Source organism: Sphingobacterium sp. UBA7038, from assembly GCF_002494055.1.
Classification (GTDB): Bacteria; Bacteroidota; Bacteroidia; order Sphingobacteriales; family Sphingobacteriaceae; genus Sphingobacterium; species Sphingobacterium multivorum.
Genome location: NZ_DLAV01000006.1, coordinates 180,803 through 197,782, shown reverse-complemented (window position 1 = coordinate 197,782; position 16,980 = coordinate 180,803). Strand labels below are relative to the sequence as shown.

Genomic DNA, 16,980 nt, shown 5'->3' with positions numbered 1-16,980 from the left:
TAGCCGAAAACAGCTATACATCCAAAAACATAAAAAAGCCGAAAGTATACTTTCGGCTTTTTTATGTGTTAATATAGCCCTTAGGCTATATATCAATTTTTTGTCAAGACATAATATTTGGAAATATCACCCGTAATATCATTTCCGGAAAGATCCAGCTGGCTGAGTATCCGATTTCCTAATTTGAACTTATAGTCGACGCCGTCCAATGTAATGATGTTGCCATCCAATTTCCATTTTCCTTCACGCATAAACACATCATCACTTTTATTAAGGTATTTAGATGAATATTGGTAGGTGTTGTCTGCATGCAATAAAATAAGCGTTTCTATACCATCACAATCCGCACAAGGCATGACACCTCTATATTCACCAATCACTACTTCCGCCTTATCCCTACCTTTTAGGTCTTGTAAATTATCTTTATAGACCGCAACACTTTGTTTGGGATTATCACATCCCACCATTCCAATTGTCAATAACAAACCCACAATCCAAATATACCTTTTCATCTCATTCCAAATTCAAAAAAATCAGCATCTAACAGTTACACCAATAAATTCATAACAAATTAAATACCAAAAATTTAGAAAAGATTAAAAATCTTCTTCATCATCGTCTGTCAAGAATGACAATGCACCTTGTAACTCGCCCAAAGCATGGAAATTACGCGTCTTGCGAGCGATCTCAATCCCGGATCTATAGGTATTAATCGCGGACTCCTGTCTATTCAATTTTTCGTACAATTTACCCAAATGATAATACGTTCCTACATAATCTGGATTTGTATGTACTAAATTCTCAAATCTTACCATGGCCTCTTGTTCATCTTCCTGCTTGAGATATTCAGCTGCAATCGCATATTTTAAAAATGGATCTTCAGGGCTCTCTTTCAAAAATTCATTCAGTTGATCCAATCGTGTCGACATATCTTTTTTATTTCAAACTTAGACAAATTGCATATTATATGCAATTTAATTGTATATCCACTAAAACAATTCCCCATCTCTCCATATCACACGAAAGCTTTTTATAAACAGGAACCCCGAATGAGCTGCTATGCTTTCTAAAATTACTATGCTAGCATATAAAATGACAATTTACTGACGCAATAAATCTATTGTCAAGAACCGGCTATTTAAAATAAAAAATTACAAAAAAGACAATAAAACACATCAATATTATATCACATCAAAAAAAATAAAAGAAAAAAACTAGTAAAATTACAAATTCATCAAAATCTCAAGACAACTTTTTAACAGCATTTAAAACGCCTTAGCACTTTTTAATTGAAAGAAAATATGGTAAGTTTGAGTAAAACCAATCGTATATGAAAATATTAGTTTGTATAGGTAATGTCCCTGACACTACATCCAAAATCACTTTTACAAATGATAACACTGCATTTAATACAGCTGGTGTACAATTCATTATAAACCCTTATGATGAAATTGCTTTATCCAAAGCAGTTGAGTTGGCTGAAGGTGGAAAAGGAACCGTAACTGTCATCAATGTGGGCGATGCATCTACAGATGCAACCATTCGAAAAGCATTGGCAATTGGCGCAGACAATGCTGTACGGATTAACGCCGTTCCGCGCGATGCTTGGTTTGTTGCGAATCAGATAGCACAATATGCCAAAGACAATGCATTTGATTTGATCTTAACCGGCCGCGAATCAATCGACTATAACGGTGCTCAAGTGGGAGCAATCGTAGGAGAACTGCTGCATATCCCTTCTGTTTCCATTGCCAAAAAAGTTGACATTGCGGGCGACGCAGTCACAGTTGAGCGCGAGATTGAAGGTGGAAAAGAAGTATTGACAGCAAAGCTGCCAATCGTCATTGGCACTGCAGAAGGTGTTGCCGAGCCAAAAATACCTAATATGCGTGGTATTATGAGTGCGCGGACCAAACCATTGGATGTGCTGGAACCTTCCGCAATAGACGTTCTTGAACACATTGTCAGCTATGAGACGCCCGCTCCACGGGGTACAGTCAAACTTGTTGACGCTGCCGAGGTAGAAAAATTAGTTTCTCTTCTTCACGACGAAGCTAAAGTTATTTAATCTTTAAACGCTAAAACACTATGTCTATACTCGTATATGTAGAAAATACTGATGGAAAATTCAAAAAATCAGCTTTTGAAGTTGTTTCTTATGCAAAATCCATCGCCGATAACATACAGACTGATCTTGTGGCTATTTCAATCGGAAATGTCGCTGATGACGAACTTGCTGGTTTAGGCAAGTACGGTGCTTCCAAAGTATTAAATGTCAATAATGAACAACTTGCTTCTTTTGTAAACCAAGCGTATGCAAGCATCATTGCTGAAGCCGTAAAAAGTACCGGTTCAAAAATACTTGTGCTGTCCAACTCATTCTCAGGTAAGGGACTCGCTCCACGTATTGCAGCCAAATTGGAGGCTGGTCTGGCCGATGGCGCACTCGAATTGCCGACCATTAATGGCGACAAACTGACTGTCAAAAAAACGGCATTTTCCAATAAGGCTTTCGCTACGCTCGAACTAACCTCGGATATAAAAGTCATCGCACTTAGTCCAAATGCTTATGAAACAAAAGAGACCGGTGGTAGCGCAAATGTCGAAACTTTTGCCCCGAATATTGACCAAACAGATTTTACAACTATGGTCAAAGAGATTGTTCGTGCAACAGACAAAATATCCCTACCGGAAGCTGAAATCGTCGTCTCTGCCGGCCGTGGTCTAAAAGCACCTGAAAACTGGGGGATAATTGAAGAACTCGCCGATGTGCTTGGCGCGGCTACAGCCTGTTCAAAACCCGTATCCGATGCAGGCTGGCGCCCGCATTCGGAGCACGTAGGCCAAACAGGTATTGTTGTTAGCCCCAATCTCTACATCGCAATCGGTATCTCCGGAGCAATCCAGCATTTGGCTGGAGTAAGCTCATCCAAAACAATCGTTGTCATCAATAAAGATCCAGAAGCGCCCTTTTTCAAGGTGGCCGACTATGGAATTGTAGGCGATGCCTTCGACGTCGTTCCGAAATTAACGCAGGCATTGAAGGCTTACAAAGGTATTTAAAGCTTTCATCCGATATATTCTCCCCATTTATCCAAAATGAATGGGGAGTTTTTAGTTGTTATAATTGCATATAAAAGCAAATTTATCTAAGTTTGTAGACCGCTTTGGAATTAAAATGAAGAAAATCAGATTAGATATCGTTGGTTTATCCTATAGTCAAACACAATCTGGCGCTTATGCTCTTGTATTGGGAGAAGTGGAGGGCAACAGAAGATTGCCCATCATCATCGGCAGCCATGAGGCTCAAGCTATTGCTATTCGGATAGAGAAAATGATTCCTAGTCGTCCGCTCACACACGACCTATTTCAATCTTTTGCAGATTCTTTTGGTATTAAACTCATTGAAGTACTGATCTATAATTTGATTGAAGGGATATTTTATGCTAAAATTATCTGTTCCGACGGCAACAAGATTGTAGAAATTGATGCCCGGACATCCGATGCAGTTGCACTGGCTGTACGGTTTGAAGCTCCGATCTATGCCTACGAATTTATTATGTCCTCTGCTGGAATTATCATTGAAGGACATGAGTTTGCATTTTTGGAAAACCTGGACAAATCCAACAAAGTTCAGGATCCAAGTGTTGTTGAGGTCGAAGAAAAAATACCTTCAAAATCCCCACAAAATCCTTTCTCCTCGTTGACAGATGAGCAACTGGAGCAAGCACTTAATCAGGCATTGACCGAAGAAAACTACGAGCAGGCTGCCTTGATTAGGGATGAGATTTCCAAAAGAAAATAACTCCTTTCATTAAAGCGAAATAAAAATTTTAAATAACATCGATTTATGTCTATTAAATTAAGATTGACCATTATGAGCTTCTTTCAGTTCTTTGTCTGGGGAGCATGGTTGATTACAATAGCAAACTATTGGTTTGGCACAAAACAATGGGATGGTACACAATTTGGAGCTATTTTCGCAACCATGGGGATCGCTTCTTTATTTATGCCTACCCTGATGGGAATTATCGCCGATCGTTGGATAAATGCCGAAAGATTATATTTTATCCTTCACTTATGTTATGCGGGTGTTTTATTCTATTTACCGCAGGTAAATGATCCAAACACTTTTTTTTATGCAATGCTAGCGGCGATGTGTTTTTATATGCCCACTTTGGCCCTATCCAACTCCATTGCATATACGGCATTGAATGAAAATAACTACGATTTGGTCAAGGCATTCCCCCCTATCCGGGTATTCGGAACGATAGGCTTTATCGTCGCCATGTGGATCACCAATTTAACCGGCAACAAGGCTACAGCTTATCAATTTTATATCGCCGGAACCGCAGCGCTGGCTTTAAGTCTCTATGCTTTTACGCTACCTAAATGTCCACCAAAAAAGTTACAACAGGAAGATGCCTCCTGGACACAACTATTAGGCTTAGAGGCATTTAAACTTTTCGGAAATTATAAAATGGCTTTATTTTTTATTTTTTCCATGTTCTTGGGGGCCGCACTCCAACTGACCAATGCCTACGGTGATGTATTTTTGGATGAATTTAAATTCTATCCTAAATTTGCAGAATCTTTCGTTGTGAAATATTCGACCATCATTATGTCGATTTCCCAGATATCCGAGACACTATTTATTTTGGCTATTCCATTTTTTCTCAAAAGATTCGGTATAAAAAAGGTCATGCTGATTTCGATGTTAGCCTGGGTATTACGTTTTGGATTATTCTCCTTTGGTGACCCTGCAGGCGGACTTTGGATGATTGTATTATCCTGTATCGTCTATGGTATGGCATTTGACTTCTTTAATATCTCAGGTTCTTTATTTGTTGAAACCTCAACAACTTCGAGCATACGCAGCTCGGCACAAGGTTTGTTTATGATGATGACAAATGGTTTTGGTGCCGTTGTAGGCAGTTTTGCATCGGGTTGGATCATTGACCACTACTTTACCAAAAGTTTTCAAAACAGCAAAGATCTCGCACAATATTTAGATACAACAATCGACAACACCCATTTTCTACATTTTCTGCAGGAAAAGAGTATCTCAATCTTACCTGACGGCATGTTAAGTGGTAACCTCATGCTGAAAGACTGGCATGACATCTGGCTAGCTTTTGCCATCTACACCTTGATTATAGCAGTCCTTTTTGCGGTCTTCTTTAGACATAAACACGAGCGTGAACCGCTCAATTCAAAATAACAAAAAGCCGCTAATTGCGGCTTTTTGTATATTTGTAACATGCAAAGCACAGCAACGGAATTATTCAAAGATTCTCAATCCCACATCTATAATTGGACATTTCAATGGATTAAACAATTTGGCCTTGATAATCAGGGGAGTCATTTTGTTAACTCGATCCTTTTACTCTTACTGGTTGTCTTGTTTTTGATCATCATTGACTATTTCACCAAAAGAACATTACTCCTGTTAACAATCAAAGCCATCAGACGTAGTACAAACCGCTTTGATGATCTGTTGATCCGTAATAAAACACTGAAACTTGTTGCTCATTTTGTTCCGATATTAGTGGCACAATATATCATGCCCATTATCTTCATGGGTTTTCCAACCTGGAAAGAAAACAGCAATAAAGTACTTGACATAGCGACGACTGTCGTCAGTTTATTGATTATTCATTCGCTCCTGAAAAGTTTGCGGGATATGCTGCGCATGAAGAAATCTTTTGCAGACAAACCTCTGGAGAGTTATTTACAGGTTTGTCAGATTATCTTATTATTTATCGGCGGAACGATCTGCTTTTCAATATTGACAGGAAAATCTCCCTGGTCTTTCTTATTATCCTTGGGTGCCGCATCCGCAATTCTGATGTTGGTATTCAAAGACACTATACTAGGATTTGTTGCCAGTATACAAGTTTCGGCCAATGACTCCATCCGTGTCGGAGATTGGATAGAGATGCCCAAATATGGCGCCGATGGAACGGTCAAAGAGATTAACCTCAATAATGTAAAAGTACAGAACTTTGATAAGACCATTACGACGATACCGACACATACGCTATTGTCGGATTCGTTCAAAAATTACAGGGGCATGCAGCAGTCGGGCGGTAGGCGCTTAAAGCGGGCCATAAATATCAAAATTTCCACGATTCGATTTTTAGAAAATGAAGAAATTGAAAAACTCAAAAATATACAGATCCTGCGGCCGTATATCGAAGAGCGCGCCAGGACAATTGACCAATTCAACACCCAGCAGCAGATAGATCAGTCAAGCCCCATAAACGGTCGCAAAATGACCAATTTAGGGATGTTCAGAGCTTACACACTCACCTATTTACGTCAAAACCCCAATATCCACAAGACCATGCCCCTGATGGTGCGTCAGCTTGCTTCAACCGAACACGGTGTTCCAGTCGAACTTTATTTCTTTGTAAACGATATCCGCTGGGAATATTACGAAGGAATTGTTTCGGATGTATTCGACCACCTATTTGCCGCCACAAAATACTTCGACCTGGAGATCTTTGAAAATCCGGCATCGGATGATTTTCGGCGTGCTATCCGGCATAAAAGCCTTCATGACTTCGCAGACCAACAACAATAAAAGCGAACGGAATGTTCTTTCTGGCCAATAACATCAGACACTTTCAGAAGAAAATATCGCTGTCGAACCAAGTGTTCAGCCGAACTATGTGTTCATATATTGCTAAGGTTCATATACCAAACGAATTACCAGGCAAAACCTTGTCTGCATAAATCAAATGAACTGTAAGAACAGGCCAGCCGAGAAGCAGTTAAATGCTGGTATCGTAAGATAGCCTAAAAGGTCTAAAACAGTGAAAGGTAATCTGGGGAGATTACCTTCACTTTAAAAACAAACTAAATTTTCAGACGTGTTTCACAACAGATCTACACATTAACCCTAACTCTTTATGAATCAAAAATTACTCTACACAAATATAGGATCGTTATGTTAAGTGCATCTTAAGCTATCTTTAAACTTAAAACAACTCTACAAATGCTTATTTATCTCACCTCAATAGTCTTTGTTGCCAGGTGTACTCTATTGAAAAGATCAACCGCCTGAACCTCAATCTGATATTTACCAGCTTTAAGTTTGGGCAAATTAGCTGTCCACAGATGACTGGATTTTTCGGGGTTCGAAGGTCTACGCGTATTCTTTAATTCGGTTGCTGTATCGTATTTAGCAAGAGAATTTAGGAATGCCGGATCGTTTTCATTGACAAAATCCATTTCCTTCCATTCGCCCTGATTGATTCTATACGTTACCTTGTCACCTTCCTTTCCAATGAAAAAATTAGCGTATATCGGGTATTTCTTTGTGTATTTTTCTGGAACGACTGATGCGCCATATAAATCAATCTGATACGTTGCCGGCTTACCGACAACCTTATAATCAAAACTGTACTGGTTGCCCTCGATTTTTAAGATGGCATACCCTTTTGGTGTACCGTCCCGCATTGTAGAAACAGGAATTCCCTTTTCATTCAACTCGCCCGAATACCAGTCGCCCGAGGTTGTACCCACATTATACTCGTGATGTGGCTTTTCTTGTTTCCATCCTTCGTTTTGTCCATAAAAATATTGCCGCTGAAAGTGTGTATGCGCGGATAAAGACAAGGTATGCTTAAATGGAGCCAAAATATCGAACAGACGTTGTCTATCTTCGTTACGAAAGACATCCGAGTTTTGATGGTATAAAGGAATATGAAATGCCAACACAATCAATTTATCTTTAGCAACGTTTTTTAAGTCATTTTCCACAAAATCAAGCTGATCTTTACGGAATCCGCCTAAATAACCTTTACCTGTCCGTGGATTCGGATAAATGATATTATCAAGAATGATAAAATGCGTATTTCCATAGTTGAACGCATAATTATTGGGGCCAAACGTCCGCTCGAACGATTCATCGGAGAGGCTATCCACTTTAGCATCATAGTTCATATCGTGGTTTCCCATGACATTATACCATGGCAAGCCCATCGTGGAAATCACCGATTTATATTTTGGCTGAAGTGAAAGATCGTCTCCCACCAAGTCGCCTAAGCTTATTCCGAATTTTGCAATTGTCTTATCGGAAATTTCATTGATCACACCATTTTTGAAATAGGCCAGTTCTTCCTCCGTGTAAGCCTGTGGATCACCAAAAACAAAAGCTGAAAAATTAGGATCCTCATCTTGTTGATACATTGCAAAATTTACAGCAGCAGGGATTTTTCCTGTAGCAGCAACAGCAGGGTATTTTGAAACTGGACTACCGTTTACTTTATGGATATAATAGAATTTTGGGTGGTTATTTTCATCCAAGGGCAAAGCATAGCCTGTTGGTTTAACCACAAAAATGATGTTGTCATTTCCAACGGGCAATTGGTAATTACCATCTTTATCAGTCGTTGTCACTTCACGCCCGTTACTAACAGAAACAGACGCAATGCCTTGTTCGTTTTTATCTAATTTTCCGTTCTTGTTTGCGTCCAGATAAACTTTTCCTTTTGCAAAATCTTGCGCCTGCACAGCGTTTACGCATGCCCAGGAAATTGCTAGTGCCAAAAATGCTTTCATATGAAATTTTGTTTTGGCGCTAAGGTATTCGATTCAGGTTAACAGAGTATAAAGAGAATATAAAGAATTTATCAAAAAAACAAAGGAAGCCATTTAACACTCTTGTATTAATTAATCCATATTTGGCAGTATCGTTATAGGGACTTTATCCGTGTTTTATACGTATTCATCCGAATGAGGTCCCTATCAGGTCCCTATTAAGTCCCTATAAAATCCCCATTAACATATATGTTGTTGGCCGGTTAAATCCTTCTTCCATCCTTTGTTTTCAGACGGATATTCGGCACAAAAAAAGAGAAACCAATGACTTGATTTCTCTCTTTACCCTTAGGGCCTATTTCTTAACTATCTGGCTTGCGCAGTTGCCAACATGCGGTTGACTTCATCGATCATTGATTTTGCTGCATCGTGCATCCGAGGGTTGCCTGCAAAATCTGCATCCAAAGTGATATGCTTGGACTTATCTTTATAGTTGAACTCTAAATAAAAACGTGGGACTTTAGAATTTGTTGAATCCTGCTGCCATTCAGGACCGGTCATATCAGTATCCAAGTTCCAAAAGCCGAGCTCCATTGCTTTGCGATGCAGGTATAATAAATCGTCTTTTGTAAATTTTACAGTATCGGTAATTAGAGAATCTTTTTTGTCTAAATATTTATAGATACGTGTTTTTGAATTGTATTCGTTGACCATGTGGTTCGGCTCGCCATATTTGAATTCAATGGATTCAAAATCGGCAAAACGAAAAGGGGCATTTTTGATCATATTACTGTAGTAATAAACACAATACATCAAAAACGGCACAATAATACAAAGGCCCAAAAAAATCTTCTTACTCTTGATTGTCATTTCTATAAAATTTTGACAAAAATAAGGATTTATACAGGGTATAAAAGTTTATATCAAGATATGACATAAAACCTACATGAAATTCACGCGTTTAGATATTGGGAGAGCCCGCGTCAACAAAGGTCTTCGCATACCAACTGTCGGAAAGATCAGAGATAATAACACCTTTCCGTGTCGAAACATGAACGAACTTATTATTATGCAGGTATACACCAACATGATCTATTCCATTTCGTCCGAAAGAAAAAAACACGAGATCTCCTTCTTCAAGTTTATCGACCTTTTTTCTCTTTACTATTCCTTCCATGTCACGCGAAGTCCGCGGCAAATTCCCTTTGTATACTTCAATATAGAGCAGATTAACAAATCCCGAGCAATCTACCCCCGATTTGGTCTGTCCACCCATACGATGCGGTATCCCCATCCAATCGTCAATAAAGGAATAAAGGTGCGGATTTAGTTTTTTGGTACTCACATTGAGCAAGTCTGCATAATTGTCAAGTTTGGATCCCGAAAAAGTTTTTCCACGCGCTGAGCTCGCATCTGTCAAAACCGAACCATTGGAAGAATGTGTTTTGGAGCTAAGTACCTTTTTCTTCGTTGAACAACTGCTCAAAAATAGAACTGCACCTAAAAAGAAGATAAAATAAGATCTGACACCCATGCTGTTCGATTTACGTTCTTGCTTAACAAACTTACTTGCATAACAAACTTAATTAAATTGCTGTTGATATCCAATAAATTTGCTTGCCCCCGGAGATTGCTTTTCTTGATAAGAACGTCAGATAAGAAAAAGAATTGTTCAGAAATCGTAACTTTGACGCCTAATTTATTTGAGAATGGAAAAATTAAAAGGTGCATTAGCTGTCTTTTTAGGTGCGAGTAGTTTTGGGATACTATCAACGTTTGTTAAAAAAGCCTATGGTAAAGGGTTGAATTTAGGAGAGGTAACGGGAATTCAGGTATTGTTTGGCATGCTTATCCTTTGGCTTATCTATATCATCATCAAACTCTTTTCGGCAAAGTCATTTCACTCTTCAAGCAAGAAATCTTCATGGATCAAGATATTAATCAGTGGTACTTCGACCGGTTTGGTGAGCATTCTCTATTACAAATGTGTACAGCTTGTTCCGGCTTCCTTGGCCATTGTACTGTTGATGCAGTATATTTGGATCGGTGTGCTGATTGAATTTATCTTTTTCAAGGCAAAACCTTCAAAAAACAACCTGATTGGCATCGGCATTGTACTCATTGCAACATTATTAGCGACTGGACTTATTGAAAAAGGCTTACAACAGCTCAACTTAACAGGTGTCTTATTTGGTCTTTTAGCGGCGACCGCCTATTCGGTCTTCATGATCGTCAACGGTCGTGTCGGCAATGACTATCACCCCATTCAAAAAAGCGCTATTATGGTAACGGGGGCCTGTATCATGGTCTTTACCTTATTTCCACCTGCTTATTTATGGAATGGTCAATTTGATGGTAACTTCCTTTATTTCGGCTTGATCCTTTCTCTATTTGGCACAGTCATCCCGCCTTTATTGTTTGCCTACGGCTTACCTAAAATAGGCTTCTCCTTAGGCGGAATATTGAGTTCGGCGGAGCTACCTGTAGCCACCTGTATGTCATTTTTTATACTTCATGAAAGTGTATCCACGATACAATGGCTCGGGGTGCTTTTGATCTTGGGTACCGTCATCTGGTTGAACGCAGCAAAGAGCAGTACGCATTAGAGGTACCGATTTACTTCCGGTCAGATTTCAGCCGTCAATTTGATCAGAAATACAACAGCATACTGCAATCAATAGGGAAATTTTGGAATTCTCTTTAGCGAAAAAAGGCAATCTTATGCGGGAAGATTGCCTTTTTTATATGTTATAAATCTTAATATAGTATAACCCTTAAAAAGATTAATGTGTCAATGTCTCCGGAATTTCTTCTACTTCCACTTCACAGGAATCCGTTACTTCCATAAATTTAACCGGCACAACCTCATTCACCAATAATGGATCGTATAAGGTCCGTACTTTGACATAGTTTTTAGAAAAACCATGCATATAACCATCTTTTTCGTCTGCTTCAAACAAAACATCACCAGTCTCACCAAGCTGTGACTCATAAAACGCACGGCGCTTCTTCTCCGAAAGGATGTGCAACATTTTGCTACGGTCGCTGCGTTGAGCTCCCGGTACAGCACCGTCCATTTGAGCAGCAATCGTATTCTCCCTTTCTGAATAGGTAAAGACATGCAGGTAAGAAATATCCAAATCATTCAAGAAATTGTATGTATCGATAAAGTCTTCACGTGTTTCTCCCGGAAATCCGACAATAACGTCAACACCGATACAGCAATTAGGCATCAATGACTTGATAAATGCGACACGCTCTGTGTAAAGTTCTCTTTTGTACCTTCTGCGCATTAAACTCAGAATTTTATTGCTTCCAGACTGCAGTGGCATATGGAAATGTGGAACAAAACGTTTTGATTGCGCCACAAACTCAATAATATCATTGGAAAGAAGATTAGGTTCTATCGAAGAAATCCGAATCCTGTCGATATCTTCAACTTCATCCAAAACCTTTACCAAATCCAAGAATCGGTCTTCACGCTTACCATCCCGAATACCAAAATCACCAATATTAACTCCCGTTAACACAATTTCTTTTACGCCTGAAGCTGCAATTTCTTCCGCTTGACGCACAATATCTTCGATCTTACCCGAGCGGCTTCCGCCACGTGCCAAAGGAATCGTACAAAATGTACATGAATAATCGCACCCGTCCTGTACTTTTAGGAAGGTACGCGTACGATCGCCAATCGAATAAGCCGAAACAAATTGATTGGTCTCATCGATTGGACCATTATAAACGATCGTTTTTTCCTGTTTCGTCAAATCATTGATATGCTCAATAATATTAAACTTTTCAGCTGCACCTAAGACCATATCCACTCCCGGAATCTCTGCAATCTCTTTTGGTTTTAGCTGCGCATAACAGCCAACAATCGTAATATAGGCGTTGGGAGAGTGCTTTAAAGCTTCCTTCACTACTTTTCTACACTTCTTGTCAGCATTATCCGTTACCGAACATGTATTGATTACATAAACGTCTGCACGGCTATTGAACGCTGTAGTATCATAGCCCGCATCTTTAAATAAACGACCAATGGATGATGTCTCCGAATAATTCAGTTTACATCCAAGTGTATAAAAAGCTACTTTTTTATTCTCCATAATATTTTGCAAAATTACATTTTTTTTCAGTAACCCCTCTTATCATTTTAAGTTTTGACTTTCTCGTTATAAGGATTTTCCTTAGTTTTGACTATCTTGAAAGGTTGAATGCACCGGCGGCTTATTACGGACAAACTAAATTAGAGCCGGACATGATGTATTCAAAAATTCCCCGATTGAGAATCAGACACATAAAATAGTGCTATTCGTTCTATCCAGTTCGATTATAGCATTGATATTTGGTATTTAATAATTACTTTTTACAGATGAAACAATATTTAGATTTACTCAGACATGTATATACGAATGGTGTTGTAAAGACAGATCGTACGGGCACAGGTACCAAAAGTGTCTTTGGATATCAGATGCGTTTCAACCTTCAGGAAGGTTTCCCTTTGGTAACGACGAAGAAATTACACCTGCGATCCATTATCCATGAATTGATCTGGTTTCTTAAAGGTGAAACCAATATTCAGTATCTCAAAGAAAATGGCGTAAGCATTTGGGACGAGTGGGCTGACGAACAAGGAAATTTGGGCCCTGTATACGGATCACAATGGCGCTCCTGGCCAACACCCGATGGCCGTCATATCGATCAGATCACACAGGTTATCAACCAGCTAAAAAATTCACCGGATTCACGCCGTATTATTGTATCGGCATGGAATGTTGCCGAAATAGAGCATATGGCATTACCTCCTTGTCATGCCTTTTTTCAGTTTTATGTCGCTCCGGCACAACCTGAAAAAGGTATCTTAAAGCCGCAATTGTCCTGTCAACTCTATCAACGTAGTGCCGATATATTCTTGGGCGTTCCTTTCAACATTGCCTCTTATGCTTTATTGACGATGATGGTCGCACAGGTTTGCGACATGGAAGCCGCAGAGTTTATCCACACCCTTGGCGATGCACATATCTACAGTAATCACTTCGAGCAAACGGAGCTCCAATTGAGCCGCGAGCCAAAAGCGCTACCCCAGATGAAAATAAACCCTGAAGTAAAAGATATCTTTGATTTTAAGTTTGAAGATTTTGAATTGTTAAACTACGAATCCCATCCACATATCAAAGCTCCGGTGGCCGTTTAACAAGAAAGGTACCTGATTTTGTAATATATTTTAGCGAACGAATAATCACCTTATATCAAAAATGAGCAACCCAACGATCACATTAATCGTAGCTGCGTCGGAAAACAATGCCATCGGAATCGACAATCAGATGCCTTGGCATTTACCCAACGACTTTAAATATTTTAAGAAAAATACCATTGCGCATTCTGTCCTAATGGGCAGAAAGACTTTTGAGGCCATAGGCAAAGCATTACCAGACAGAAGGAATATTGTCATTACACGTAACGCGAATTTCCAGGGAGAAGATATTGATGTTGCCAACAGCATCCAAGAGGCACTCTTGTATTGCCGGGATGAACGTGAGGTATTCATCATTGGTGGCGCAAACATTTATCAGCAAGCGCTACCCTTGGCAAATAAAGTGCTTCTGACGCGCGTACATACAACTATCAAAGGTGACGCTTTCTTTCCTGAATTACCGTCAGAAGAATGGGAATTAGTTGCCTCAGATTCGCATCAGGCCGATGACAAACATGCATTTGCTTATACCTTTGAAGTTTATACGCGAAAATAATTCCATGTTTACGAATAGCAAAACGCGATAGGATCATGGAGCTTTTTGCTTCATGATCCTATCACCATTAAAAGCTATAGAAGAGCTTACAGGCGCGACACTTTGATCTAAAGCACATGCAAAAATACCTCACCCTAATTTTTACTCTATTCATGTCAGATCTATACGCTCAGAAGATAGATACTGTTTACCTGGAAAAATTACTCCAAAGTCATCCCGATCTATTTCAAAACATATTAAGTCATCCGACGAAAAATGAAGTACAAATTCTGTATACACAGATTGATCGTGACAAATCCAATAAGCCACATTTCAGGTCCTATAGCTATCGACTGAATCCGAACTGGTATTTTTATCCCGCAAGTACAGTGAAGTTGCCGACAGCAATTCTGGCTTTGGAAAAAATCAATGACCTGCATATTGACGGTCTCAGCAAAGATACCCCACTACGCATCGATTCTGCTTTTGAAAAGCAGACTAAGGTTCTTGTGGATGAATCCGCCGCCAATGGCCTTCCATCTGTTGCTCAATATGTTAAAAAGATCTTATTAACCAGCGACAACGATGCCCAAAACAGGCTTTTCGAATTTATTGGCCGTGCAGAACTGAATGCGAAACTAAAAAAATACGGCACTAATTACAGCCGCATTGTCAACCGTCTTGCTATTGGCGACAAAGGCATATGGGCCAAACATACTAACCCCGTCACCTTTTATAAGGGGAAGCGTATTATTTATAAACAAGAAGCACAGTTCGATCCCAAGGATTATACCATCGAGCTGTCCAATACGCTTCAGGGGAAAGGTTACATGAACGATAAAGATGAACTTGTTCATGAACCCTGGAGTTTTGAAGGATTAAATGTATACGCTTTGCAAGATCAACAGCTGATATTGAAGAAGCTGTTATTTCCCGAAGCATTTCAGCCTCAAGAAAGATTCAATCTGAAAAAAGATGACTACGCGCTCCTCTATGATTATATGTCGCGCTATCCCTTTGAATCGGATTTTCCAAAATATGATCCAGCAGAATTCTGGCCAACGTATAGCAAGCTCCTTTTTTATGGCCGTGAAAAAAATGCGATCTTAAATCCCAACATCCGGATCTTCAACAAGTATGGAGATTCCTATGGCTATAATATTGATAATGCCTATGTCGTCGACTTTGAACATGGCGTGGAATTTATGCTCGCCGTTGTTGTACAGTCCAATGAAAATGGCATCTACAACGATGGACGCTATGAATATGAAACAGTAACCTATCCTTTTTTAAAAAATATCGGTCAGGTAATTTATCAGGAGGAGCTGAAAAGAGTTAAAAAGTTTAAACCTGATCTATCGAAATTTGATTTCAGAAAATAAAACACAAAAAAGGCTCTCAGAAAATTGAAAGCCTTTTTTGCGCATCGTCATCGTGGCGTATTTTTATCCTCCTTGGCTAGAAGGCTGCTTATGCGAATGATCAGCGGGCTGTGGCCGGGAAATGCAGTATGTCATCATCGGAATGTATGCTTATCCGCGCTCCAGCCATATAGTCCCTGCCTCAAGTCTTACTGAGATAGAACAAAACTATTTCGATTGTAGAGCCGTTTCGATCAACTCCCCGTAAAAATCCCCCTCCTTCATTCCAAAAGCCCGTACCTGCTGCGGAATAAAGCTTTGTGGAGTCTGCCCCGGAATGGTATTAATTTCGATAAAATAAAATTTATCGGTATCGTTTTCCAAAAAGAAGTCCACCCGAACCATACCCTTACAGTTCAATCTCACATAAATTTCCCTTAAAATACGTGCAGCGCGCTCCTGCTCTTCCCTAGTCAGATCTGCTGGTGTAATCTCTTCGGTCAATCCAGGTACATACTTGGCTTCATAATCAAAAAATTCACGTGTAGTACGAACTTCGGTAGCCGGCAAAACAACGAGTTCGCCTTTTGAATTCCTAAAAATTCCCTCGGAAAATTCGCGTCCAGTCACAAATTCTTCAACAATAACCTGTTTCCCGGTATTCTCTGCATCAAAAGCTTTATCAATCGCTTCCTGCAGTTGTGCCGATTCCTTTACTTTGGTCATTCCGATACTACTTCCACCGGCATTAGGTTTCACAAAATACGGCAGCGAAAGATTGCTTTCGACGATTTTGACCGCTTCCGGGCGTTGCGATTCAAACAATAAGACCGATTTTGCCAAATGCAACTCGGGAATATCCGATAAAATCGCTTTTGTATACCCTTTATTCATAGTCAATGCCGAAGTCAAGGCATCACATGAGGTATATGGAATATCTAATAAATCAAAATAGCTCTGAAGTCTTCCATCTTCTCCGGGCACACCATGCACCATAATAAATGCTAAGTCAAAGCTTAAGATATTTCCGTTCAATGGAAGTGTAAAATCTGCTTTTGAAATCGGATGCCGCTTACCGTCCAAATCTTCATAGTACCATGCTTCTTTGGTCACTGTAATCAAATATATATCGTATTTGTCGTGATCAAGTTGAGAATTGACAAAGGCAGAACTTTTAAAAGAAACTTCAGCTTCTCCTGTATAACCTCCAGTTATTAATGCTATTTTTGCTTTCATAAATTTTAGCGATTCGAATAGCAAATATAATTTGCTATACACGGAAAAACGAATAATTTTGTGAGGAATAATTTTATTTAATCATTCTGCAAACTTGGCTTTAATAT

16 protein-coding genes are annotated in these 16,980 nt (G+C 39.4%); 9 read left to right on the top strand and 7 right to left on the bottom strand.

Annotation, left to right across the window (positions count from 1 at the left end; genetic code table 11):
- Window positions 1-92: 92 nt before the first annotated feature.
- Window positions 93-512 (bottom strand): copper resistance protein NlpE, encoded by a 420-nt coding sequence (locus tag B3H30_RS02640; protein ID WP_286833146.1) that lies wholly within the window; start codon window positions 510-512, stop codon window positions 93-95.
- 84 nt (window positions 513-596) lie between these two features.
- The gene (locus B3H30_RS02635) at window positions 597-929 is read right to left on the bottom strand and encodes a tetratricopeptide repeat protein (protein ID WP_286833144.1); all 333 of its coding nucleotides are present in this window, start codon (window positions 927-929) and stop codon (window positions 597-599) included.
- A 401-nt stretch (window positions 930-1,330) separates the two neighbouring features.
- Here B3H30_RS02635 and B3H30_RS02630 point away from each other — a divergent pair, with 401 nt between their 5' ends.
- From B3H30_RS02630 to B3H30_RS02610, 5 genes are all read left to right on the top strand, one after another.
- Window positions 1,331-2,068 (top strand): electron transfer flavoprotein subunit beta/FixA family protein, encoded by a 738-nt coding sequence (locus B3H30_RS02630; RefSeq protein ID WP_286833142.1) that lies wholly within the window; start codon window positions 1,331-1,333, stop codon window positions 2,066-2,068.
- A 20-nt stretch (window positions 2,069-2,088) separates the two neighbouring features.
- Window positions 2,089-3,063: an electron transfer flavoprotein subunit alpha/FixB family protein gene (locus tag B3H30_RS02625; protein ID WP_286833140.1), complete on the top strand. Its 975-nt coding sequence runs from the start codon at window positions 2,089-2,091 to the stop codon at window positions 3,061-3,063.
- Between the two features lie 115 nt (window positions 3,064-3,178).
- The gene (locus B3H30_RS02620; RefSeq protein ID WP_070565041.1) at window positions 3,179-3,805 is read left to right on the top strand and encodes a bifunctional nuclease domain-containing protein; all 627 of its coding nucleotides are present in this window, start codon (window positions 3,179-3,181) and stop codon (window positions 3,803-3,805) included.
- A 45-nt stretch (window positions 3,806-3,850) separates the two neighbouring features.
- On the top strand, window positions 3,851-5,221 hold the full coding sequence (locus B3H30_RS02615) for a nucleoside permease (protein ID WP_070565037.1): 1,371 nt from the start codon (window positions 3,851-3,853) through the stop codon (window positions 5,219-5,221).
- Between the two features lie 39 nt (window positions 5,222-5,260).
- Window positions 5,261-6,586, top strand: a complete 1,326-nt coding sequence (locus B3H30_RS02610) for a mechanosensitive ion channel family protein (RefSeq protein ID WP_139144959.1) — start codon at window positions 5,261-5,263, stop codon at window positions 6,584-6,586.
- Between the two features lie 422 nt (window positions 6,587-7,008).
- Here the strand turns inward: B3H30_RS02610 and B3H30_RS02605 are convergent, their stop codons facing one another.
- The 3 genes from B3H30_RS02605 to B3H30_RS02595 all read right to left on the bottom strand — a co-directional run bounded on the left by B3H30_RS02605 (window position 7,009) and on the right by B3H30_RS02595 (window position 10,081).
- Window positions 7,009-8,568 carry a calcineurin-like phosphoesterase C-terminal domain-containing protein gene (locus B3H30_RS02605; RefSeq protein WP_070565031.1) on the bottom strand — a complete coding sequence of 520 codons (1,560 nt, stop codon included), beginning with the start codon at window positions 8,566-8,568 and terminating at the stop codon, window positions 7,009-7,011.
- 345 nt (window positions 8,569-8,913) lie between these two features.
- Window positions 8,914-9,417 carry a hypothetical protein gene (locus B3H30_RS02600; protein ID WP_236560122.1) on the bottom strand — a complete coding sequence of 168 codons (504 nt, stop codon included), beginning with the start codon at window positions 9,415-9,417 and terminating at the stop codon, window positions 8,914-8,916.
- A 91-nt stretch (window positions 9,418-9,508) separates the two neighbouring features.
- Window positions 9,509-10,081 (bottom strand): C40 family peptidase, encoded by a 573-nt coding sequence (locus B3H30_RS02595; RefSeq protein WP_046673998.1) that lies wholly within the window; start codon window positions 10,079-10,081, stop codon window positions 9,509-9,511.
- A gap of 175 nt (window positions 10,082-10,256) precedes the next feature.
- On the opposite strand from B3H30_RS02595, the gene B3H30_RS02590 reads away from it, so the two are divergent.
- Window positions 10,257-11,153: an EamA family transporter gene (locus B3H30_RS02590; protein ID WP_286833136.1), complete on the top strand. Its 897-nt coding sequence runs from the start codon at window positions 10,257-10,259 to the stop codon at window positions 11,151-11,153.
- A 177-nt stretch (window positions 11,154-11,330) separates the two neighbouring features.
- Here B3H30_RS02590 and mtaB read toward each other — a convergent pair whose 3' ends face one another.
- Window positions 11,331-12,653 carry a tRNA (N(6)-L-threonylcarbamoyladenosine(37)-C(2))-methylthiotransferase MtaB gene (gene mtaB / locus B3H30_RS02585; RefSeq protein ID WP_070565022.1) on the bottom strand — a complete coding sequence of 441 codons (1,323 nt, stop codon included), beginning with the start codon at window positions 12,651-12,653 and terminating at the stop codon, window positions 11,331-11,333.
- 266 nt (window positions 12,654-12,919) lie between these two features.
- Here mtaB and B3H30_RS02580 point away from each other — a divergent pair, with 266 nt between their 5' ends.
- From B3H30_RS02580 to B3H30_RS02570, 3 genes are all read left to right on the top strand, one after another.
- Entirely contained in the window at window positions 12,920-13,741 is an 822-nt protein-coding gene (locus tag B3H30_RS02580; RefSeq protein ID WP_070565019.1) for a thymidylate synthase, read from the top strand.
- Window positions 13,742-13,802: 61 nt separating this feature from the next.
- Entirely contained in the window at window positions 13,803-14,297 is a 495-nt protein-coding gene (locus B3H30_RS02575; RefSeq protein ID WP_070565016.1) for a dihydrofolate reductase, read from the top strand.
- Between the two features lie 152 nt (window positions 14,298-14,449).
- Window positions 14,450-15,658: a serine hydrolase gene (locus B3H30_RS02570; protein ID WP_254667688.1), complete on the top strand. Its 1,209-nt coding sequence runs from the start codon at window positions 14,450-14,452 to the stop codon at window positions 15,656-15,658.
- A gap of 207 nt (window positions 15,659-15,865) precedes the next feature.
- Here the strand turns inward: B3H30_RS02570 and B3H30_RS02565 are convergent, their stop codons facing one another.
- A complete protein-coding gene (locus B3H30_RS02565) occupies window positions 15,866-16,873 on the bottom strand; it encodes a D-alanine--D-alanine ligase family protein (protein WP_070565010.1) in 1,008 nt (335 codons plus the stop codon).
- Window positions 16,874-16,980: the final 107 nt, after the last annotated feature.

Coding starts and splice junctions, on each gene's coding strand:
- B3H30_RS02590 (WP_286833136.1), top strand. CDS start 10,257: ATGGAAAAATTAAAAGGTGCATTAGCTGTCTTTTTAGGTGCGAGTAGT.
- B3H30_RS02615 (WP_070565037.1), top strand. CDS start 3,851: ATGTCTATTAAATTAAGATTGACCATTATGAGCTTCTTTCAGTTCTTT.
- B3H30_RS02640 (WP_286833146.1), bottom strand. CDS start 512: ATGAAAAGGTATATTTGGATTGTGGGTTTGTTATTGACAATTGGAATG.
- B3H30_RS02605 (WP_070565031.1), bottom strand. CDS start 8,568: ATGAAAGCATTTTTGGCACTAGCAATTTCCTGGGCATGCGTAAACGCT.
- B3H30_RS02600 (WP_236560122.1), bottom strand. CDS start 9,417: ATGACAATCAAGAGTAAGAAGATTTTTTTGGGCCTTTGTATTATTGTG.
- B3H30_RS02635 (WP_286833144.1), bottom strand. CDS start 929: ATGTCGACACGATTGGATCAACTGAATGAATTTTTGAAAGAGAGCCCT.
- B3H30_RS02595 (WP_046673998.1), bottom strand. CDS start 10,081: ATGGGTGTCAGATCTTATTTTATCTTCTTTTTAGGTGCAGTTCTATTT.
- B3H30_RS02610 (WP_139144959.1), top strand. CDS start 5,261: ATGCAAAGCACAGCAACGGAATTATTCAAAGATTCTCAATCCCACATC.
- B3H30_RS02620 (WP_070565041.1), top strand. CDS start 3,179: ATGAAGAAAATCAGATTAGATATCGTTGGTTTATCCTATAGTCAAACA.
- B3H30_RS02580 (WP_070565019.1), top strand. CDS start 12,920: ATGAAACAATATTTAGATTTACTCAGACATGTATATACGAATGGTGTT.
- B3H30_RS02570 (WP_254667688.1), top strand. CDS start 14,450: ATGTCAGATCTATACGCTCAGAAGATAGATACTGTTTACCTGGAAAAA.
- B3H30_RS02575 (WP_070565016.1), top strand. CDS start 13,803: ATGAGCAACCCAACGATCACATTAATCGTAGCTGCGTCGGAAAACAAT.
- B3H30_RS02630 (WP_286833142.1), top strand. CDS start 1,331: ATGAAAATATTAGTTTGTATAGGTAATGTCCCTGACACTACATCCAAA.
- mtaB (WP_070565022.1), bottom strand. CDS start 12,653: ATGGAGAATAAAAAAGTAGCTTTTTATACACTTGGATGTAAACTGAAT.
- B3H30_RS02565 (WP_070565010.1), bottom strand. CDS start 16,873: ATGAAAGCAAAAATAGCATTAATAACTGGAGGTTATACAGGAGAAGCT.
- B3H30_RS02625 (WP_286833140.1), top strand. CDS start 2,089: ATGTCTATACTCGTATATGTAGAAAATACTGATGGAAAATTCAAAAAA.